The following is a 20,120-nucleotide window of genomic DNA, read 5'->3' as shown; positions in this document are numbered from 1 at the left end:
GCGGAATCAAGGCCGTCGGCCGCGCCGCGGGGGAATCCCGCGGGCCGGCGTCACCGGTTCGTCGTCGGCTCTCGATCGGCCCGTCGAGGCGATGCCCGCTCAGGCCTCCGCCGCCGCGGCGTCGATGAGCCAGACGAGCCCCCCGAGGCTGGTCACGCGGGAAGCCGGCAGGTCCTCGCCCGCGTGGATGCGCGCCAGCGCCTCCCGCTTGCCCGCCCCGGTGACGAGGAACAGCGACCGGCGCGCGGAGGCGAGCGCCGGAAAGGTGAGGGTGATGCGCGGCACGAAGGGGGCGAGCCCCGCCTCCGGCACGGCGACGGCGAGCGCCCCGGTCTCGGCGAGGGCGGGCTTGCCCGGAAACAGCGAGGCGGTGTGGCCGTCCTCGCCGAGGCCGAGCAGGACGAGGTCGAAGAGCGGCCGGGCCGGGTCGAGCCGCGCGGCGCCGTAGAAGTCGCGGAGCGTGCGGGCATAGGCCTCGGCGCCCCGCTCGGGCCCGAGATCGGAGGGGATGAAGTGGAGGTGCGTCTCGGGCAGCGGCGCGCCGTGCCCGAAGGCCTCGCGCACCATGCGGACGTTGCTCAACGGGTCGTCCCAGGGCACCACTCGGTCGTCGCCGAAGAACCAGTGCAGGCGGTCCCAGGGGAGGCGATCGACGTATTCTGGCCCGGCCAGCAGCTCGTAGAGGCGCTTCGGGGTCGAGCCGCCCGAGAGGCAGACGGCGATCCGCTCCTGTGCCGCGTCGGCGCAGACCGCCACGAGATGATCGGCCGCCGCGCGGGCGACCGCGTCGGCGTCCGGCAGGACCTGGGCGCCCGGAGGCAGGTGGCTCGGCATGGGGCTCCTCTGGCGGTCCCGCGTCGGATCCGTCGCTTGCTCGGGTACCCCGCGGGGCGGGCGGCAGTTCCTCACATCTTCGGCTGCTTCGGCTCCAGATGGCCGCCAAAACCCTTGCGCATCGCCGAGAGCAGCTTGTCGGCGTAGCTCTCCTGCTCGCGGGAGCGGAAGCGGCGGTAGAGGGCGTTCGACAGGACGGTGGCGGGCACCCCCTCCTCGACGGCCGCGTTGATGGTCCAGCGGCCCTCGCCCGAATCCTCGACGAAGCCGGAATAGTCCTCCAGGTGCTCGTCGCCCGCGAGCGCGCTCGCGGTGAGGTCGAGCAGCCATGACGAGATCACGCTGCCGCGCCGCCAGACCTCGGCGATGTCGCCGAGTTCGAGGTCGTAGCGGCGCGCCTCCGGCACGCTCTCGGCATTGGCGTGGCGCAGGATGTCGAAGCCCTCGGCATAGGCCTGCATCAGGCCGTACTCGATGCCGTTATGGACCATCTTCACGAAGTGGCCGGCGCCGCAGGGACCTGCGTGGATGTAGCCGAGTTCCGCCCGGGGGTCGCGCCCCTCGCGGCCCGGGGTTCGGGGGATCTCGCCGGCGCCCGGGGCCAGCGTCCTGAAGATCGGGTCGAGCCGGTCCACGCTCGGCGTGTCGCCGCCGATCATCATGCAGTAGCCGCGCTCCAGCCCCCAGACGCCGCCCGAGGTGCCGACATCGACGTAGTGGATGCCCTTGGGGCGCAGCTCGCCCGCCCGGCGCACGTCGTCGCCGTAGAAGGAGTTGCCGCCGTCGATGATGGTGTCCTCGGGCGCCATCAGGTCGCCGAGTTGCTTCACAGTCTCCTCGGTGATGGCGCCGGCCGGCAGCATCACCCAGGCGGCGCGGGGCGCCTCCAGCTTGGCGACGAGATCCTCCAGGCTGTCGGCGCCCGTGGCGCCCGCCTCGACGAGGGCCGCCACCGCCTCGGGGTCGCGGTCGTAGACCACCGCGGAGTGCCCGTCCCGCAGGAGCCGGCGGACGATGTTGCCGCCCATCCGGCCGAGGCCGATCATGCCAAGTTGCATCGCTGCCCTTCCTTCGGATCGCCCCCGGTTCGGTCGGTGCCGGCGCGTCAGCCGACCGCCGCCTTCAATGCCGCCGCGACGCGCTTCAGCCCCGCGTCGAGGTCGCCCTTGAGGTGGACCCGGAGCGCCCGCCGTCCACGCTCGGCGAGGACGGAAAAATCGCCCCGGGCCTGCGCGGCCACCACCGTCGCGAAGCCGAGCTTGCGCCCGGGGATCGCGAGGTCGGCGGTGGGCTCGGCGGTGATCTGCAGGAACACGCCCGTGTCCGGCCCGCCCTTGTAGGCCTGCCCCGTCGAGTGCAGGAAGCGCGGCCCGAATTCGAGGCAGGTCGCGACGTGGCGCGCGTCGCGCACGGCCAGCCGGGCCTCCTGCAGCACCGCGTGGTTCGCGTCGTTGCGCGGCAGATAGGCCAGCAGCGCGAGGTAGTCGCCGGCCTTGAGCCGCCCGAGATGGGCGTGGAGCGCCGGGTCGAGCCCGTCCGCCGCCGGCCCCAGCGCCTCGGCGTTGGCGAGGTCGGCGTAGAGCGCGATGCCGTCGTCCTCGTAGAGCGGCGTCTCGGCGGGCAGCGCGCCGCTCTGTTCGGCGGCCCCGAACAGCTTCTTGGTCTCGACCTTGCTCGCCTCGACGTCGGGCTGGTCGAACGGGTTGATGCCGAGGACCGCGCCGGCCACCGCGGTCGCCATCTCGAAGCGGAAGAATTCCTGGGGCAGCTGCTCGACCTTGTCGAGGCTGATCCGCACGATCGGATGCCCCTCGCGCTCCAGGCTGCGCAGGGCCTCGTCCTGCTGGGTCACGGCGTGGCCGTCGAGGCGCAGATAGACGAAGACGCGGTCGTGGCCGTAGGCCGCCGGCACGTCGACCGGCTCGCCGTCGATCGGGATCAGGCCCTTGCCCTGCTTGCCGGTCGATTCGGCGATGAGCTGCTCGGCCCAGCCGCCGAAGCTCGCGATGGCCGGCGAGGCCACCAGCGTGACCTTGTCGCGGCCCTGGAGCGCGGCGGCGCCCAAGAGCGCGCCGAGGCGCACGCCCGGGTTCTCGGACGGCGGCACCGCCGGCCCGCAGGAGCGGACCATGGTGCGGGCGGTGTCCAGGAACTCGGCCACGTCGATGCCGATGGCGGCGGCCGGCACCAGCCCGAAGGCCGAGAGCACCGAGTAGCGCCCGCCGATCTGCGGCACCCCGTAGAAGATTTTCTCGAACCGATCGTCCTTGGCCGCCTGCTCCATGGCGGAGCCGGGGTCGGTGATCGCCACGAAGTGGGAGCCGGCCCCCTCGCCGACGACCGCTTTCATGCGGCCGAGGAAGTAGTCGCGGAAGACATTGGGCTCCAGCGTCGAGCCCGACTTCGAGGCGACGATGAAGAGCGTGTTGGGCAGATCGACCGCCGCCTCCACGGCCCGGACCTCGTCGGGATGGGTCGAGTCGAGGATGCGGAGTTTCGGGAAACCCTCGCGGCTGCCGTAGGTCAGGCTCAGCACTTCCGGCCCGAGGCTGGAGCCGCCCATGCCGAGCACCACGGCGTCGCGGAAGCCGCGCCCCTTCACCCAGGCGGCGAACTCGGCGTACTGCTCGGCCTTCTCCCGCTCGTCCTCGACGATGCGGAGCCAGCCGAGCCACCGGTCCTCGTCGGCCCCCGACCAGACGGTCTTGTCGTGGGCCCAGAGCCGGCGGATCGCGCCGCTCGCGCGCCAGGACTCGACCACCTCGGCGCTCGCCTTCTCCAGATCCTCGGCGGTGGCGAAGCTCTGGCCGTTCAGCCGGTGGCCCAGCAGCGCCGCGCGCTTGCCCGCGACCGCGCCGAGCAGCTTGTCGGCGGCATCGATGAAGAGCTGCACGCCCTCGTCCACCAGTTGCTTGGCCACCGCCTCGATGTCGATGCCGGCCTTCGCCAGGGTGCTCATCACCGCGCGGGCGCCGTCGAGATCCTCCTCGATGGTGGCGCGCACCTGCCCGTGGTCGCGGAAGGCGTCCATCGTGGCGGGCGGCATGGTGTTGACGGTGTTGGGGCCGATCAGCTCCTCGACGTAGAGCACGTCGGAATAGGCCTTGTTCTTGGTGCCCGTGGAGGCCCAGAGCAGGCGCTGCGCCTTGGCGCCCTTCTCCGCGAGCGCCTGCCACTTCGGCTCGGCGAAGATCGCCTTGTAGCGCTGGTAGGCGAGCTTGGCGTTCGCAATCGCGACCTTGCCCTTCAGCGACTCGAGCGAGAGCTTCACCGCCGGGTCGTTGGCTTGCGCGATCTTCTCGTCGATCAGCTTGTCGACGAGGCTGTCGATGCGGCTGATGAAGAAGCTCGCCACGCTGGCGATGCGCGAGACGTCGTGCCCGGCCTTGGCCCGCTCCTCCAGCCCCTCCACGAAGGCGCGGGCGACCTTCTCGTACTCCCCTTGCGAGAAGAGCAGCGTGACGTTGATCGAGATGCCCTCCGCCGTCAGCTGTCGGATCGCCGGGATGCCCTCGGGGGTCGCCGGCACCTTCACCATCAAGTTGTCGCGCGACACCATCTCGTGGAGGCGGCGCGCCTCGGCGAGCGTCGCCTCGGTGTCGAGCGCGAGGTAGGGCGAGACCTCGAGGCTGACGTAGCCGTCCGCGCCGTCGCTCGCCTCGTAGACCGGGCGCAGCACGTCGGCGGCGTTCTGGATGTCCGCGACGGCCATGTCCTCGTAGAGGTCGATGACGCGGGAATCGCCCGCCTCCATCACGGCCTTGAGGCTGGCGTCGTACTCGTCCGAGTGGCCGATCGCCTTCTCGAAGATCGACGGGTTCGAGGTGACGCCGCGCAGGCCGTCGCGCTCGACGAGCGCCTTCAGCTCGCCCTTGGCGACGAAGCCGCGCGCGACGAAATCGAGCCAGACCGCCTGATCCTGTTCCGCATGCAGGGCCTTGAGCGCGTTCATGTCGATCCCTTGGAAGAGTTGGGGGGCGCAGGTCGGGAGCGCCGCCCCGGCCGGGGCATACGGGCGATGTAGGGACTCGGGCCGCCCCGCCCCAGGGGGCGGCCCTGCCGTCGCCGGGTTACTTCTTGTGCTTGGCGACCTGATCGCGGGCGGCCTGCAGCACCTTGTCGGGCGTGAAGCCGAACTTGGTCAGCAGGTCCTTGATCGGGGCCGAGGCGCCGAAGGTGTGCATGCCGATGATCGCGCCCGCCGAGCCGGCGTATCGGTCCCAGCCGATCACCGAGCCCTGCTCCACGGCCACCCGCGCCAGCACCTCGGGCGGCAGCACGCTGTTGCGGTACGCTTCGTCCTGGCGCTCGAACAGGTCCCAGGACGGCATCGAGACGACGCGGGCCTTGACGCCCTCCGCCTTCAGCGCCTCGTAGGCGCCGACGCAGAGCTGCACCTCCGAGCCGGTGCCGATGAGGATCACGTCGGGCGTGCCCTCGCTGTCGGCCAGCACGTAGCCGCCCTTGGCGGTGCCGGAGGCTTGCCCGTACTTCGAGCGGTCGAGCGTCGGCAGGGGCTGGCGCGAGAGCGCCAGCACCGCCGGCTGGTTCCTGAGGCTGAAGATCACCCGGTAGGCCTCGGCCACCTCGTTGGCGTCGGCCGGGCGGATCGTCACGAGGCCCGGGATGCAGCGCAGCGAGAGAAGCTGCTCGACGGGCTGGTGGGTCGGCCCGTCCTCGCCCACGCCGATCGAGTCGTGGGTGAAGATGTGGAAGATCGGCAGCTCCATCAGGGCGGAGAGCCGGATCGGCGGACGCATGTAGTCGGCGAAGACCAAGAAGGTCGCGCCATAGGCCCTGAGCCCCGAGAGGCCGAGCCCGTTCACGATCGAGCCCATCGCGTGCTCGCGCACGCCGAAATGGATGTTGCGCCCGCCCGGCTCGAAGGGCGTCAGCGAGCCGGCGCCCGCGAAGGTGAGGTTCGACTTGTTGGACGGCGCCAGATCCGCCGAGCCGCCGAGCAGGAACGGCACGTGCTGGGCGATGGCGTTGAGCACCGTGCCCGACGATTCGCGGGTGGCGAGCCCCTTGGCGTCGGCCTCGAAGACCGGGATGTCCTTATCCCAGCCCTCGGGGAGCCGCCCCTCGAAGAAGGCGTCGAGCGCCTCCGCGTGCTCGGGGTCACCCGCCTTGGCGGCCGTCAGGAAACCCTGCCACTGGTCGTAGAGGGCCGCACCCCGCTTGCCGATCCCGTCGCGGAAGACCTCCTTGACGCCGTCCGGCACCAGGAACTCGGCGTCCTCCGGCCAGCCGTAGGCGCGCTTGGCGCCCTTGACCTCGTCGGGGCCGAGCGCGTCCGAGTGGGCCTTGGCGGTGTTCTGCTTCGTCGGGGCGCCGTAGCCGATGATCGAGTTGACGATGATGATCGTCGGCCGGTCGCTCGACTGCAGGAAGGTCTCGAGCGCGCCCGCGATCGCGTGGACGTCGTTGGCGTCGGCCACCCGCAGCACCTGCCAGCCATAGGCCAGGAAGCGGGTCGCCACCTCCTCGCCGAAGGCGAGCTCGGTGTGGCCCTCGATGGTGATGGTGTTGTTGTCGTAGATCCAGCAGAGGTTGGCGAGGCGCAGGTGCCCGGCGATCGAGGCGGCCTCCGAGGCCACGCCCTCCATCAGGTCGCCGTCCGAGCAGATCGCGTAGACGTTATAGTCGAACAGCGGCAGGTCCGGCTTGTTCAGGCGCTCGCCGAGGAAGCGGCCGCCCATCGCCATGCCGACCGAGTTCGCCACGCCCTGGCCGAGCGGGCCCGTCGTGGTCTCGACGCCGGTAGTGAAGTGGTACTCGGGATGGCCCGGCGTGCGGCTGTCGAGCTGCCGGAATTTCTTGATATCATCCAGGGAGATGGCCGGGGTGTTCCCGCCATCCTTCTCGGCGACCTCGGCGAGGTGCAGGAGCCCGTAGAGCAGCATCGAGGCGTGGCCGGCCGAGAGCACGAAGCGGTCGCGGTTCGGCCAGTGCGGGTGGGCCGGGTCGTAGCGGAGATACCGGTTCCACAGGGTGTAGGCGACGGGCGCCAGCGCCATCGGGGCGCCGGCATGGCCGGAATTGGCCCGCTGCACCGCGTCGATCGCCAGCGTGCGGATCGTGTCGACCGCCAGCTTCTCGGTCTCGCTCAAGCCCGTCTTGGCGACGGTGTCTGCTCCGCTCATCGTGTCAGCCTCTCAAAATCGTAGGGGCGCCTAGAGCGCGGGCGCGGCGGCGACGCGGGCCTCTGCGGGGATCGTCTCGCCCGCGCCCGCGCCGTCCGCCCCGCCGCGCTCCCGGGCCGGGCCTTCCGTGCGGCTGTAATTGAGGATGGTGTTGACGAGCGCAACATGCGTGAACGCCTGCGGGAAGTTTCCCACCTGGCGTTTGGCCTGCACGTCGTACTCCTCGGAGACCAGACCGAGGTCGTTGCAGACCCCGATCAGGCGCTCGATCAGGGCGCGGGCCTCGGCGCGGCGCCCGAGGCCGATCAGGTTGTCGGCGTACCAGAAGCTGCAGGGCAGGAAGGCGCCCTCGCCGCCGGGCAGGCCGTCCGTCGTCTGGTCGTGGGTCTCGTAGCGCAGGATGAAGCCGTCGCGCATCAGGTGCTTCCCGATCGCCTCGACGGTGCCGACCACGCGCGGGTCGTCCTGCGGCAGAAAGCCCATATGGGCCATCAGGAGAAGGCTCGCATCGAGGTCCTTGGAGCCGTAGAACTGTACGAAGCTGTTGAGTTCCTTATCGAACCCCCGCTCGCAGACCTCGGCGTGGATCTCGTCGCGGGTGGCGCGCCACTCCGCCAGCGGCGGGTCGGGCAGGCGGCGCCCGCTCGGGCTGAGCGCGGTGCCGGACTCGCAGATCGCCTCCCAGCTGCGGATGGCGCGGTCGTAGGCGACCCAGGCCATCACCTTCGAGTGCACGAAGTGCCGGCGCCCGCCGCGCACCTCCCAGATGCCCTCGTCGGGCTCGCGCCAGACCCGGTCGAGATGGTTCATCAGGGCGCGGCCGACGCGAAACCCCTCGCGGTCCTCCGGCATGCCGCGCTGGCGCGCTTGGTAGAGCGCGTCGAAGACCTCGCCGTAGACGTCGAGCTGGAACTGCTCGATCGCCGCGTTGCCGACGCGCACGGGCTTGGCGCCCTCGTAGCCCGGCAGCCAGTCGAGCTCGATCTCGGGCAGCAGGCGCTCGCCCGCGATGCCGTAGAGGATGTGCGCCTGCTGCGGGTTGCCCGCGACCGCCCGGGTCAGCCAGTCGCGCCAGGCGCGGGCCTCCTCGATGTAGCCGGAATCCATCAGGGCCAGCAGCGTGAAGGTCGAGTCGCGCAGCCAGCAGAAGCGGTAGTCCCAGTTGCGCACGCCGCCGAGCTGCTCGGGCAGCGAGGTGGTGGGCGCGGCCACGATCCCGCCGGTGGGCCGGTAGATCAGCGCCTTCAGCGTCAGGAGCGAGCGCTTGAGGATGTCGTCCCAGGGCGTGCCCCCGGCGCAGTGGTGCGACCAGTCGCGCCAGAACCGGCTGGTCGCGGCGAGCACCCGGCGCGGCTCGATGGGCGGCGGGTCGTCCTCGTGCGAGGGGCCGTAGCTCAGCACGAAGCGCACGGTCTCGCCCTCGTGCACGGTGAACTCGGAGACCGTGGTCTGGCGGTGCGAGCCGCGGGTCGGCACGTTCGTGCGTAGCACGACCTTGTGGGGCCCGGAGATCATGCGCAGGTCGTCGAGCTCGCTGCGCGAGACCCAGGGGACCGCGAGCCCGTAATCGAAGCGGACCGCGAGTTCCGTGCGCATCGCGACCTTGCCGCTCACGCCCTCGACCAGGCGGATCAGGTGCGAGCCGTCCTCGGCCGGCATGAAGTCGGTGACCTTGACCTCGCCCTCGTGGGTCCGGTGGCGGGTCTCGAGGATCAGGGTGCCGTCGCTGTAGGCCCGCGTGGTCTCGGCGTGATCGGCCACCGGCCCGAGCTGCCAGAAGCCGTGCTCCTCGGTGCCGAGCAGGCCCGCGAACAGGGCGGCGGCGTCGAAGCGGGGGAAGCAGAGCCAGTCGACGCTGCCGGCCCGGCTGATCAGGGCGGCGGTGCGCCCGTCGCCGACGAGCGCGTAATCCTCGATGCGTGCGGCCATGGGAACGGGGTCTGCTCGGGCTCTCGATGCACCGCACCTAGTTCGGCGCGGGGGCGGATCCAGAGCGGGGCCGCGGCGATCTCGGATGGGGGTGGGTTGCGCGGCGAGACCGGCGCGCGGCCCCTGCCGGTGAGGCGCGGTCCCTGTCCCGGATGCCTGGAGCGTCGGCGGAAGGCGATCCGGAGCCCGGACGGCCGGATGCCGCGAAGCGGCGCGATCCCGAGCGGCGGTTCGGCACCCGGACGCTTCGCGTCCGCCTGCGCTGGGCGAAGATCACCGTGCGCTTCGGTCCAGGCGTCCGGGGAAGGGCCCGGAGCACGGGGCGCGTCGACGGCTCGCCGATCCTCTCAGCGCATCCGATCGACAAGAATCGAGACCGACCCTCCGAACGCGGCGGCGCGCCCCCTCACGTAGCCGACCGCCTCCCCGACGGCGTGGGCCGCCGGGGCGAAGGGCAGGGCGAGGCCGGGCAGGCCCTCCTCCTCGGCCTCGACATCCGGGATCGCCGCGGGCGGGACGAGCCAGGGCTGGGAGATGGCCACGGGGACGGGTTCGGGGGCGGGTTCGGCCGCGCGGGCGACGACCGCCTCCGGGCGGCGGGGCGGGGGCGGAGCCACCGGGCGGCGCACGGGCGCGGCGGCGACGCGCGGCGCGGGCGCCGGGCGCGCCGCGACCGGCGGCTCCACGGCCGACCCGGCGGTCACCGGAAAGTGCTCGGCGAAGATCAGGGCGGCCGGCGGGCGCGCAGCAAGGGTCGGCAGAGCGGCCGGCTGGGCAGCGGCCGGCGCGAAGGCCTGCGCGTCGAGGCGCGGCGCGGGCGGCGGGGTTGCCGGCCCGCGGCAGAGCAGGGAGCCGGCACCGATCAGCACCGCGGTCACGAGCGTCGGCAGGAAGGGGAGGGACAGGCGCGGTCCCTGAGCGTCCCGCAGCGGGTCCTGTCCAAGCATCCGACTCACCGATCCACCTCGCGATCCGCGCCGCCGACGCCGGAGAATGCGGCTCCGTTTGCGGCGGAAGCTGGGCCGTCGCGTCTCATTGTGTAAACGCCGGGCGCTGGGCGTCGCGCGGATCGGCCAGCTGGGCGGGCACGCGGCTTGCGTCGCCCACGGCAAAGCATAAGAGCGTGTCGCGACAGCCGATCGCCACGCTTCGCCCGCCCGCCGCGGACGAGAACAATGATCGGCGCGAGAATCCTCAGGGACATGGCCGGAACCGGGCCGCGATGACAGAGACCAACCTCACCGTCGCCGTGATCGACCCGAGCCGGGCGCGCGCCGCCATCCTGGAGGAGGGTCTGCGGGCCGCCGGGATCGGCCGCGTCGTGGTCGTGCCCGACACCGCCGACCTGATGGAGCGCGTCGCCGCGCTCGCCCCCGACGTGGTGGTGATCCACCTCGAGAGCCCGAGCCGGGACATCCTGGAGCAGATGTCGAGCGTCACCCGGCAGGCGGAGCGGCCGGTGGCGATGTTCGTCGACCGCTCCGACGCCGCGATGATGCAGGCGGCGGTCGATGCCGGGATCTCGGCCTACGTGGTCGACGGGTTGAGGCCGGAGCGGATCCGCTCGATCCTCGACATCGCGATCCTGCGCCACAACGCCTTCGCGCGGCTGCAGCGCGAGCTCTCGGAGGCGCGGGGCGAACTTGCCGACCGCAAGCTGATCGAGCGCGCCAAGGGCATCCTGATGAACCTGAAGGGCCTCAGCGAGGAGGAGGCCTACAAGCAGCTGCGCCGCAAGGCGATGAACGAGAAGCGCAAGATCGCCGATATCGCCCGCGCCATCGTCACCACCGCGGACCTGCTGGGATAGGACGATGCGCCTCCATATCGGATACGTGCCGCTCTGCGACGCCGCCCCGCTCATCGCGGCGCACGCCTTCGGCTTCGCCCGGGCCGAGGGGCTCGACCTCGACCTCGCGCCCGAGCCCTCCTGGGCGACGCTGCGCGACCGGCTCGCGCTCGGCCATCTCGACGCGGCGCAGATGCTGGCGCCGCTGGCGCTCGCGAGCGGGCTCGGCCTCTCGGGGCCGCCCGCCGACCTCGCGGTGCCGCTCGGGCTCAGCCTCAACGGCAACGCGGTCACGGTGACGAACGCGCTTTGGGCGGCGATGGCGCCGGAGGGCGACGACCTCGACGCGGTCGCCGCCGCGCTCGGCCGGGTGGCGCGGGAGCGGGCCGGGTCCGGCCGGCCGCTCACGCTCGGCACCGTCCACCCCTTCTCCTGCCACACCTACCAGCTCCGGCTGCTGGCCTGCCGCGGCGGGTTCGATATGAGTCTGGTGCGCCTCGTCGTGGTGCCGCCCCAGCACAGCGTCGAGGCCCTCGAGCGCGGGATCGTGGACGGCTTCTGCGCCGGCGCGCCCTGGAACGGCGTCGCGGTGGCGGCCGGCCTCGGGCGCATCGCTGCGCTCGGCCGCGACCTCGCCCCCGACGCACCCGAGAAGGTGCTGGCGGTCTCGCGCCGGCGCGACGGGGCGACGCTGCCGCTGGTGCGCGCCGTGGCGCGGGCCGGCCTGTGGTGCGCCGAGCCGGGCAACCGCGCCGAACTCGCCCACTGCCTCGCCGGGCGCCGCTACCTCGACCTCGACGCGGAGCTGGTCGGCCGCACGCTGGCGGGCGAGCTGACGGTCGGCGCCGCGCCCCGCCGCGTCCCCGACTACATCCGCTTCGGCGCGCCCGCGCAGGCACCGGGCCCCGACCGCCTGCGCTGGCTCCTCACGCAGATGCGGGCGGCCGGGCAGCTGCCGCCGGGCCCGGACCTCGAACCCGCGGCGGCCGCCCTCTACCGGCCGGACATCCTGGCGGAGGCCCTTCCCGAAAGAACGGACTGAGCGGCCTCACGGCGCGGAACGCCGAGGCGGCCCGGACGTTGAGGACCACCATGCCCGGTTGCCGCAAGCTCGACACCTTCCAGACCGCGCCCCGTCCCACGGACGGGCGGGTCGTGTTGTCGGACTACGTCCGGCTCCGCGCCCGGGCGCCGCGGCCCGCGAACGACAACCGCCGCATGGCCGGCCCGGCGCTGTGGCACTGGGCTCTCCTGGTCGGCATCGGTCCGGCAGTCGGCCTCCTCGCGGCCTTCTCGGCCCTGCTGTGACGGCCTGACGGCGGGCGCCGACGCGCGCCCTTCTCGGATCTCCGATCCCCACCCTCGCTCGGCTGGCGAAGAACGGCGGCGCGCGCCCTAAGGCGCCGCGGCTCGGCCCGCGGATGCGTGCCGGACGAGGTGCGCACGGCCCAGGGCCGTCACCCTGCCCACATCGAATCCATGCGCCTGAATTTTGTGCAGCGCACCCGCTCGGACGGCGGCCGACCCCAGCGGGCCGCCGGGCGCCGGACCACAGGGCGGCGCGGCCCCTCGGGCAGGCCGCATCTCCTCTGGCACGGAACCTGCTCTGACGATCGTGTCCGTCAACGGCGACGGACAGCACCGTCAGCGAGGCCGCTGATCCGGTTCGCGCGTAGGGCGGTCACAGCCGCACGGGGGCGAACGGTCGGCGGCTTTTTGTTTGGCGGTTCGCCACTCCCTTCTTCCCGAGGATCGAGACCTTTCAGGCGATGGCAATTCTCCGGACGGATCCGGCGGGCGCGCAGAGTCCGCCCAGCGCGGGCGCGCCGCGCGAGCGGCTCGTGGTCGTGGGCAACGGCATGGCCTCGCTCCGCTTCCTGGAACGCCTGACCGAGGGCTCGCCCGGGCGCTACGACGTCACCGTGGTCGGCGCCGAGCCGGTCGCCGCCTACAACCGGGTGCTGCTCTCCTCGCTGCTGGGCGGCGAGGTGGACGAGGCGGCCTGCGAATTCCGGGGCCTGGACTGGTACGCCGAGCACGGCATCCGCCTGATCACCGGCGCGCCCGTCACCGCCATCGACCGCGAGAACGGTCTGGCGATCGTCGGCGAGGCCCATGTCCTGCCCTTCGACAAGCTGGTGCTGGCGGTGGGCTCGACGCCGATCCGCCTGCCGAAGCCCGGCATGGAGCTGCCGGGCGTCATCACCTTCCGCGACCTCGCCGACGTCGCGGCGATCCGCAAGGCCGCGGTGGAGCACGCCCGGGCCGTCGTGATCGGCGGCGGCCTGCTCGGGCTGGAGGCCGCGGTCGGGCTCAGTCGGCTCGGCGTCGACACCACGCTGCTCCACGTCATGGACCGCCTGATGGAGCGCCAGCTCGACCACGCGGCGGCGAACCTCGTGAAGCGCGCCATGGAGGCGCGGGGCGTGAAGGTCCTGCTCAGGGCCGACACCGCCGCGGTCGAGGGCGACGGCCGCGTCGAGCGCCTGCGCCTCGCCGACGGCACGGTGCTGCCGGCCGACCTCGTGGTGATGTCTGTGGGCGTGCGCCCCTCGGTCACGCTGGCCCGCGAGGCCGGCCTCGCGGTCGCCCGCGGCATCACGGTCGATGACCGGATGACCACCTCCGACCCGCGCATCTTCGCGCTCGGGGAGTGCGCCGAGCACCGCGGCCAGATCTACGGCCTCGTCGAGCCCGCCTACGAGCAGGCCGACACGCTGGCCCGCCACCTCGCGGACGAGGCGGCGAGCTACGTGGGCACCGCGCTCTCCACCAGCCTCAAGGTCTCGGGGCTGCCGGTCTTCTCGGCGGGCGTGGTGGACACACCGGAGGGCGCCGAGGCGGTCGTGCTCTCCGATCCCGGCGCCGGCCTCTACCGCAAGCTCCTCGTCGCGGAGGGACGCCTGATCGGCGCGGTCTTCGTCGGCGACGTCGGCGAGCAGGCCCTGTGCAAGCGTCTGATCCGCTCGGGCGAGCCGGTCGGCGACGACCTCGACGACATCATGTTCGGGCGCCCCGCGCCCCAGGCCCTCGCTGCGTGAAGGAGGCGACCATGGCTGACAACTTCAACGCCGAGCAGAAGCGCTACCTCGAAGGCTTCGCCTCCGGCATCGCGGCGGCCCGGCTGACGGGCGGCCTCGCGATCGGGCAGGGCGCGGGCGCCCCCCCGGCCGAGCCCACGGGCCCGGACGCGATCCACATCAAGGCGCAGGACCGCACCATCAAGGACGGCGGCAAGCTCTGCGACCAAGAGAAGTGGAAGCGGGCCGAGAACCCCTTCGACGGGCACAACCGCCTGAAGGCCGAGGCCGCCACCGGCAAGCAGCCCAAGCCCGAGGACAATTTCCGCTGGCGCTACCACGGCATGTTCTGGGTCGCGCCGAACCAAGTCTCCTACATGTGCCGGATCCGGGTGCCGAACGGCATCCTGCAGCACTGGCAGTTCGCCGGCATCGCCGACCTCGCCGACGCCCATGGCGGCGGCTACGGCCACGTCACCACCCGCGCCGGCCTGCAGGTGCGCGAGATCGCCCCAGAGCACGCCCAGCCCTTCCTCGACGGGCTGACCGATCTCGGCCTGACCGCGCAGGGGGCGGGCGCCGACAACATCCGCAACGTCACCGGCTCGCCCGCCGCCGGTATCGACGCGCAGGAATTGCTCGACACCCGGCCGCTCACGAAGGCCTGGCACAACTGGATCCTCAACGACCGCTCGCTCTACGGCCTGCCGCGCAAGTTCAACGTCTCCTTCGACGGCGGCGGCGTGATGCCGGCGCTGGAGGAGACGAACGACATCGGCTTCCAGGCGATCCAGGTGCTGGAGGGGGCCTCGGTCGCGCCGGGCGTGTGGATGCGCCTCGTGCTCGGCGGCATCTCGGGCCACCGGGACCTCGCCCGCGACACCGGAATCGTCCTCAAGCCCGAGGACTGCAACACGGTGGCCGACGCGATCATCCGCGTCTTCATCGAGAACGGCGACCGGACCAACCGCAACAAGGCCCGGATGAAGTACGTCCTCGACGCCTGGGGCTTCGAGAAATACCTCGCCGCCGTCGAGGAGAAGCTCGGGCGCAAGCTCGACCGCGTCGCGCCGGAGCACGTCGCGTCCCGCAAGCCGACCGACCGCTTCAGCCATGTCGGCGTGCACAAGCAGGCGCAGGAAGGCCTGAACTGGGTCGGCGTGGTGCTCCCGGTCGGTAAGATGACCACCGACCAGATGCGGGGCCTGGCGAAGATCGCGGCCGAGTGCGGCGACGGCCAGATCCGCATGACGGTCTGGCAGAACTTCATCTTCTCGGGCGTGCCGGACGCGCGCGTGGACGAGGTCGAGGCCCGGGTGCTGGCGTTCGGGCTCACCGTGAAGGCGGCCGGCATCCGCTCGGGGTTGGTGGCCTGCACGGGTGCGCGGGGCTGCAAGTTCGCCGCCTCCGACACCAAGGGCCACGCGATGATCATCGCGGAGCATGTCGAGGCGACCGTGACGGACCTCGACGTGCCGGTGAACGTGCACCTCACCGGCTGCCACCACTCCTGCGCCCAGCACTACATCGGCGACATCGGGCTGATCGGCGCCAAGGTCGTCGTCTCGGAGGAGGGCGACACCGTCGAGGGCTACGACATCGTGGTCGGCGGGGGCTTCGCCGAGAACCCGAAGATCGGCACCGAGATCTGGAAGGCGGTGAAGGCCGAGGACGCGCCCGCGCGCGTCGAGGCGCTGCTGCGCGCCTATCTCGACCGCCGCCAGGGGCCCGAGGAGAGCTTCCAGGCCTTCACCAGTCGCACCGGCGCGGAATCGCTCCGCGACGCCGCCGAGGAACAGCCCGCCCTGAAGGCCGCCGCATGACCCAGCATGTCTCGCCCCCCCTCGTCCTGATCCCCGAGACCGCGCCCTTCGACGCGGACCAGCGCGCCTGGCTCTCCGGCTACTTCGCGGCGCTGCTCGGCCCCGCCGTTCCCGGTGCCACGGCGCTGGCGCCGGGTGAGGATCCGACCGCCGGTGCGAAAAAGCTCGCCGACAACGACGACGCGCCCTGGCACGACCCGTCCATGCCGCTCGCCGACCGGATGGACCTCGCCAAGGAGCGCTCCGAGCCGCAGAAGCTGATGGCGGCGATGGCCCAGCAGGATTGCGGCCAGTGCGGCTACAACTGCGCCGACTACGCCAACGCCCTCTTCCTGAAGAAGGAGGAGCGCCTGAACCTCTGCCAGCCCGGCGGCAAGGACACGCTCCGGATGCTGAAGAAGCTGGAGGAGGAATTCGGCGCCGCCGGCGGAGCCGCGCCCGCGAAGGCCGCGGACGACGCACCCAAGGCGCCCGCCGAGCTCGGGCCGCTCGGCTACTGCCGCGAGAACCCGGTCGAGGCGACCTTCCTCTCCCGCACGCGCCTCAACGCGCCGGGCGGCGAGAAGGAGACCTGGCACATCGAGATCGACCTGAAGGGCACGCCGATCGATTACGTGGTCGGCGACTCGCTGGGGCTGTTCCCGGCCAACGCCCCGGCGCTGGTCGATGCGGTGATCGCCGAACTCGGCGCCCGCCCCGAGCGGATGATCGGCGGCAAGACCCTGCGCAACCGCCTGCTCACCGAGTACGCGCTGGGCGCGGCGCCCGACGGACTCTACCAGCTCCTCTCGCTCCTCACCTCAGGCGAGGCCCGCAAGAAGGCCCAGGCGCTCGCCTCCGGCGAGGATCCGGACGGCGACGCCCAGTATCTCGACGTGCTGGCCGCGCTCCACAAGTTCCCGGGCGCGCGCCCCGACGCCGAGGTCTTCCTCGAGGCGCTCGACGAGTTGCAGCCGCGGCTCTACTCGATCTCCTCCTCGCCGAAGATGGACGTCGGCAAGGTCTCGCTGACGGTCGATGCGGTGCGCTATAACCACCGCTCGCGGCTGCGGCTGGGCGTCGCCTCGACGCATCTGGGCGAGCGGCTCCCCGAGCAGACCAAGGTCCGGATCTACCTGCAGAAGGCGCACGGCTTCGCCCTGCCCGAGGATCTGTCGAAGGACGTGATCATGTGCGGCCCCGGCACCGGCATCGCGCCGTTCCGGGCTTTTCTCCGCGAGCGCGCCGCCACGCAGGCGCCGGGCCGCAACTGGCTGTTCTACGGCCACCAGCGCCAGGCCTCGGACTTCTTCTACCGGGACGAGCTGAACGGGCTGAAGGACGCCAAGGTGCTGAACCGGCTCTCGCTCGCCTGGTCGCGCGACGGCTCGGAGAAGACCTACGTGCAGGACCGCATGCGCGAGAACGGCGCCGAGCTGTGGAAGTGGCTGGAGGGCGGCGCCCACTTCTACGTCTGCGGCGACGCCAAGCGCATGGCCAAGGACGTCGAGCGCGCGATCATCGACGTGGCGGCCCAGCACGGTGGCAAGAACCCGGACGAGGCGGTGGCCTATCTGGCCGCGCTGAAGAAGGCCGGGCGGTATCAGGCCGACGTGTACTGATGGATGCCAACCCTCCCCCTCAGCGGGGGAGGGCCCACCAGACCGAGGACGGCGCGGGCTCGAACCGCGCCGCGCTCCCTCTCCCGTGCGGGAGAGGGTTGGGGTGAGGGATGAGAACTCGCAGGACAGAGCGAGACGCTGCCGCGGAACCGCAGCGCCTTTTCCGGATGGCTCCGGACCCCTCACCCTGTCCCTCTCCCGCACGGGAGAGGGGACCCACGCCTCGTCCGGCCCCGTTCGACCCGTCATGCACCGGCAGGCGGCCCGACTCTTGCTGCCGGCCACTCAACGACCGCCCGAGGAAGAGCCCATGACCGTGCCGGTGCCGGAGCAGACGGTTCGCACCACCTGCCCCTATTGCGGGGTGGGCTGCGGGGTGCTCGCGACGCCGGACGGGCAGGGGGGCGCCGGGATCGCGGGCGATCCGGAGCATCCGGCCAATCTCGGCCGGCTCTGCTCGAAGGGCTCGGCGCTCGGCGAGACCCTGTCGCTGGAGAACCGCCTGCTCCACCCGCAGGTCGATGGGGTGCGCCAGAGCTGGGAATCGGCGCTCGGCACCGTCGCGGGCGGCCTGCGCAAGGCCGCCGAGCGGCACGGGCCGGACGCCATCGCCTTCTACCTCTCGGGCCAGCTCCTCACGGAAGATTACTACGTCGCCAACAAGCTCGCGAAGGGCTTCATCGGCACACCGCACGTCGACACCAACTCGCGCCTCTGCATGTCGAGCGCCGTAGCGGCGCACCGCCGCGCCTTCGGCTCGGACACGGTGCCGGGCTGCTACGAGGACCTCGACGAGGCCGACCTCATCGTGCTCACCGGCTCCAACACCGCGTGGTGCCACCCCATCCTGTTCCGCCGCATGGTCGACGCGCGCACCAGGCGCGGCACCAAGCTCGTGGTGATCGACCCGAGGAAGACCCAGACCGGCGAGGAGGCCGACCTCTTCCTGGGGATCCGGCCCGGCAGCGACACCGCCCTGTTCTCGGGGCTCCTCGTGCATCTGGCGGATACCGGCGCGCTCGACGCCCGGTACGTGGCCGACCACACCGCGGGCTTCGACGCGGCCCTCGACCGCGCCCGGCTGATCGCGCCGAACCGCGCGGCGGTGGCCGCGCTCACCGGCCTCACGGATTCCGAGATCGGCAGCTTCTACGACCTGTTCACCCGCACCGAGCGGGTGGTGACCGCGTTCTCGATGGGCGTGAACCAGTCGGCGCAGGGCACCGACAAGGCCAACGCGATCCTGAACTGCCACCTCGCCACGGGGCGGATCGGGCGACCCGGCATGGGCCCGTTCTCGCTCACCGGCCAGCCGAACGCCATGGGCGGGCGCGAGGTCGGGGGGCTCGCCAACATGCTGGCCGCCCACATGCACTTCGCGCCCGAGGAGGTGGACCGGGTCCGCCGCTTCTGGCGCGCGCCCAACATCATCACGGGCGAGGGCATGAAGGCGGTCGCGCTGTTCGAGGCGATCCAGCGCGGCAAGATCAAGGCCCTCTGGGTCATGGGCACCAACCCGCTGGTCTCGATGCCGCGGGCCGACCTGATCCGGGAGGCGATCGTCAAGCTCGACCTCTACGTCGTCTCCGAGGTGATGGCCGATTCCGACACCGCCCGCGCGAGCGGCCGCAAGACCGTGCTGCTGCCCGCGCTCGCCTGGGGCGAGAAGGACGGCACGGTGACGAACTCGGAACGGCGCATCTCGCGCCAGCGCCGCTTCCTCAAGGCGCCGGGCGAGGCGCGGCCCGACTGGGCGGTGCTGGCCGATGTCGGGCGCCGCCTCGGGCACGGGCAGGCTTTCAGCTTCACCAGCGCGGCGGCCGTGTTCCGCCAGCATGCCGGCCTCTCGGCCTTCGAGAACAACGGCAGCCGCGACTTCGACATCGGCGGGCTGGCCGACATCTCGGACGCCGCCTACGAGGTGAACCGCCCGGTCCAGTGGCCGCTGCCGAAGCGCGGCGGCACCAAGGCCCGGCTCTTCGCGGACGGGCGCTTCTACACCTTCGACGGGCGCGCCCGCTTCGTCGCGGTGCAGCCGCCGGCGCTGGCGCAGGCCGTGAGCGAGGCCCGCCCGCTGGTTCTCAACACCGGCCGCATCCGCGACCACTGGCACACGATGACGCGCACCGGGAAGAGCCAGCGCCTCTCGGCCCACCGCGCCGTACCGTTCTGCGAGGTGCACCCGGACGACGCCGCCCGCTACGGCCTCGCCGACGGCGGCATCGCGGCGGTCTCGACCGAGCACGGCTCGGCGGAACTCGAGGTGATGGTGACGCCCTCGGTCGCCCCCGGCAGCCTGTTCATGCCGATGCACTGGAGCGATTCTACCGCCTCCAAGGCGCGGGTCGGCGCCCTGGTCCGCGGCGTGCCGGACCCGGTCTCGGGCCAGCCCGAGCTGAAGGCGACCCCGGCCTCGGTCGCTCCGGTCGCCTACCGGGCGCGCGGCTACCTGCTCACCCGCGAGGGCGTCGCCCCGCCCGAGGGCTGGTGGTGGGCCCGCGCGGCGGTCACCGGCGGCTGGGGCCTGCTCTTCGCCACCCAGGAGGGCTCACGCGCGGTCGCGATGCTGATGCGCGGCCTGTTCCAGGGCTACGAGCTCGCCGAGTACGCCGACCACGCCCGCGGGCGCTACCGCTGCGCGGTCTACGACGGCGAACGGCTCGTCGCCTGCCTGGCCTACGCGCCGGCAGAGCAGAAACCCGACTGGGAGGCCGCCAAGGCGCTCTTCGCCGCCGACGCGCCCGACGCCCCTGAGCGGCGCGCCCTGCTGTCGGGCCGGGCCGCCACCGCGGCGGCCGGCCCGGTGGTCTGCGCCTGCCACGGCGTCGGGCTCGACGCGATCACGGCGGCGATCGGGGCGGGCGCCCACAGCGTCGAGGCGGTCGGCGCGGCCTGCCGGGCCGGCACGAATTGCGGCTCGTGCATCCCAGAGATCCGCAAGCTGCTCCCCGCGGCGCTTGCGCGCTCGGCGGCCTGAC

The 20,120-nt window shown here is 72.3% G+C and carries 13 protein-coding genes; 7 read left to right on the top strand and 6 right to left on the bottom strand.

Annotated elements, in window-relative coordinates; translation table 11 throughout:
- Positions 1 to 99: 99 nt before the first annotated feature.
- The 6 genes from pgl to MFF56_RS21570 all read right to left on the bottom strand — a co-directional run bounded on the left by pgl (position 100) and on the right by MFF56_RS21570 (position 9,856).
- On the bottom strand, positions 100 to 834 hold the full coding sequence (gene pgl, locus MFF56_RS21595) for a 6-phosphogluconolactonase (protein ID WP_066927819.1): 735 nt from the start codon (positions 832 to 834) through the stop codon (positions 100 to 102).
- Positions 835 to 905: 71 nt separating this feature from the next.
- Positions 906 to 1,892 (bottom strand): phosphogluconate dehydrogenase (NAD(+)-dependent, decarboxylating), encoded by a 987-nt coding sequence (gnd, locus tag MFF56_RS21590; protein ID WP_066927817.1) that lies wholly within the window; start codon positions 1,890 to 1,892, stop codon positions 906 to 908.
- Positions 1,893 to 1,939: 47 nt separating this feature from the next.
- On the bottom strand, positions 1,940 to 4,786 hold the full coding sequence (locus MFF56_RS21585) for a bifunctional transaldolase/phosoglucose isomerase (RefSeq protein WP_066927815.1): 2,847 nt from the start codon (positions 4,784 to 4,786) through the stop codon (positions 1,940 to 1,942).
- Positions 4,787 to 4,904: 118 nt separating this feature from the next.
- The gene (gene tkt, locus MFF56_RS21580) at positions 4,905 to 6,980 is read right to left on the bottom strand and encodes a transketolase (protein ID WP_066927813.1); all 2,076 of its coding nucleotides are present in this window, start codon (positions 6,978 to 6,980) and stop codon (positions 4,905 to 4,907) included.
- 30 nt (positions 6,981 to 7,010) lie between these two features.
- On the bottom strand, positions 7,011 to 8,909 hold the full coding sequence (locus tag MFF56_RS21575) for a glycoside hydrolase family 15 protein (RefSeq protein WP_066927812.1): 1,899 nt from the start codon (positions 8,907 to 8,909) through the stop codon (positions 7,011 to 7,013).
- Positions 8,910 to 9,256: 347 nt separating this feature from the next.
- On the bottom strand, positions 9,257 to 9,856 hold the full coding sequence (locus MFF56_RS21570) for a hypothetical protein (protein ID WP_238230995.1): 600 nt from the start codon (positions 9,854 to 9,856) through the stop codon (positions 9,257 to 9,259).
- Positions 9,857 to 10,131: 275 nt separating this feature from the next.
- On the opposite strand from MFF56_RS21570, the gene MFF56_RS21565 reads away from it, so the two are divergent.
- The 7 genes from MFF56_RS21565 to MFF56_RS21535 all read left to right on the top strand — a co-directional run bounded on the left by MFF56_RS21565 (position 10,132) and on the right by MFF56_RS21535 (position 20,119).
- Positions 10,132 to 10,719, top strand: coding sequence for an ANTAR domain-containing response regulator (locus tag MFF56_RS21565; RefSeq protein ID WP_066920454.1), 588 nt, complete (start codon positions 10,132 to 10,134; stop codon positions 10,717 to 10,719).
- Between the two features lie 4 nt (positions 10,720 to 10,723).
- Positions 10,724 to 11,740 (top strand): CmpA/NrtA family ABC transporter substrate-binding protein, encoded by a 1,017-nt coding sequence (locus tag MFF56_RS21560; RefSeq protein WP_066920452.1) that lies wholly within the window; start codon positions 10,724 to 10,726, stop codon positions 11,738 to 11,740.
- A gap of 50 nt (positions 11,741 to 11,790) precedes the next feature.
- A complete protein-coding gene (locus tag MFF56_RS21555) occupies positions 11,791 to 12,006 on the top strand; it encodes a hypothetical protein (RefSeq protein ID WP_066920450.1) in 216 nt (71 codons plus the stop codon).
- Between the two features lie 461 nt (positions 12,007 to 12,467).
- Positions 12,468 to 13,739 (top strand): NAD(P)/FAD-dependent oxidoreductase, encoded by a 1,272-nt coding sequence (locus MFF56_RS21550; protein ID WP_066920448.1) that lies wholly within the window; start codon positions 12,468 to 12,470, stop codon positions 13,737 to 13,739.
- 11 nt (positions 13,740 to 13,750) lie between these two features.
- The gene (locus MFF56_RS21545) at positions 13,751 to 15,541 is read left to right on the top strand and encodes a NirA family protein (RefSeq protein ID WP_066920446.1); all 1,791 of its coding nucleotides are present in this window, start codon (positions 13,751 to 13,753) and stop codon (positions 15,539 to 15,541) included.
- On the top strand, positions 15,538 to 17,142 hold the full coding sequence (locus MFF56_RS21540) for a sulfite reductase subunit alpha (RefSeq protein WP_066920445.1): 1,605 nt from the start codon (positions 15,538 to 15,540) through the stop codon (positions 17,140 to 17,142). The genes MFF56_RS21545 and MFF56_RS21540 overlap by 4 nt, the downstream gene beginning before the upstream one ends.
- Before the next feature lie 310 nt (positions 17,143 to 17,452).
- Positions 17,453 to 20,119 (top strand): nitrate reductase, encoded by a 2,667-nt coding sequence (locus MFF56_RS21535; RefSeq protein WP_066925136.1) that lies wholly within the window; start codon positions 17,453 to 17,455, stop codon positions 20,117 to 20,119.
- The last annotated feature ends 1 nt before the right edge of the window (position 20,120 follow it).

It is taken from the genome of Methylobacterium hispanicum (assembly GCF_022179285.1).
Lineage (GTDB): Bacteria > Pseudomonadota > Alphaproteobacteria > Rhizobiales > Beijerinckiaceae > Methylobacterium > Methylobacterium hispanicum.
Note: the sequence above shows the minus strand (reverse complement) of the source record. Positions and strands in the feature narration are given on the sequence as shown.

Coding starts and splice junctions, on each gene's coding strand:
- MFF56_RS21555 (WP_066920450.1), top strand. CDS start 11,791: ATGCCCGGTTGCCGCAAGCTCGACACCTTCCAGACCGCGCCCCGTCCC.
- MFF56_RS21565 (WP_066920454.1), top strand. CDS start 10,132: ATGACAGAGACCAACCTCACCGTCGCCGTGATCGACCCGAGCCGGGCG.
- MFF56_RS21545 (WP_066920446.1), top strand. CDS start 13,751: ATGGCTGACAACTTCAACGCCGAGCAGAAGCGCTACCTCGAAGGCTTC.
- MFF56_RS21550 (WP_066920448.1), top strand. CDS start 12,468: ATGGCAATTCTCCGGACGGATCCGGCGGGCGCGCAGAGTCCGCCCAGC.
- MFF56_RS21535 (WP_066925136.1), top strand. CDS start 17,453: ATGACCGTGCCGGTGCCGGAGCAGACGGTTCGCACCACCTGCCCCTAT.
- pgl (WP_066927819.1), bottom strand. CDS start 834: ATGCCGAGCCACCTGCCTCCGGGCGCCCAGGTCCTGCCGGACGCCGAC.
- MFF56_RS21585 (WP_066927815.1), bottom strand. CDS start 4,786: ATGAACGCGCTCAAGGCCCTGCATGCGGAACAGGATCAGGCGGTCTGG.
- MFF56_RS21575 (WP_066927812.1), bottom strand. CDS start 8,909: ATGGCCGCACGCATCGAGGATTACGCGCTCGTCGGCGACGGGCGCACC.
- MFF56_RS21570 (WP_238230995.1), bottom strand. CDS start 9,856: ATGCTTGGACAGGACCCGCTGCGGGACGCTCAGGGACCGCGCCTGTCC.
- MFF56_RS21540 (WP_066920445.1), top strand. CDS start 15,538: ATGACCCAGCATGTCTCGCCCCCCCTCGTCCTGATCCCCGAGACCGCG.
- gnd (WP_066927817.1), bottom strand. CDS start 1,892: ATGCAACTTGGCATGATCGGCCTCGGCCGGATGGGCGGCAACATCGTC.
- MFF56_RS21560 (WP_066920452.1), top strand. CDS start 10,724: ATGCGCCTCCATATCGGATACGTGCCGCTCTGCGACGCCGCCCCGCTC.
- tkt (WP_066927813.1), bottom strand. CDS start 6,980: ATGAGCGGAGCAGACACCGTCGCCAAGACGGGCTTGAGCGAGACCGAG.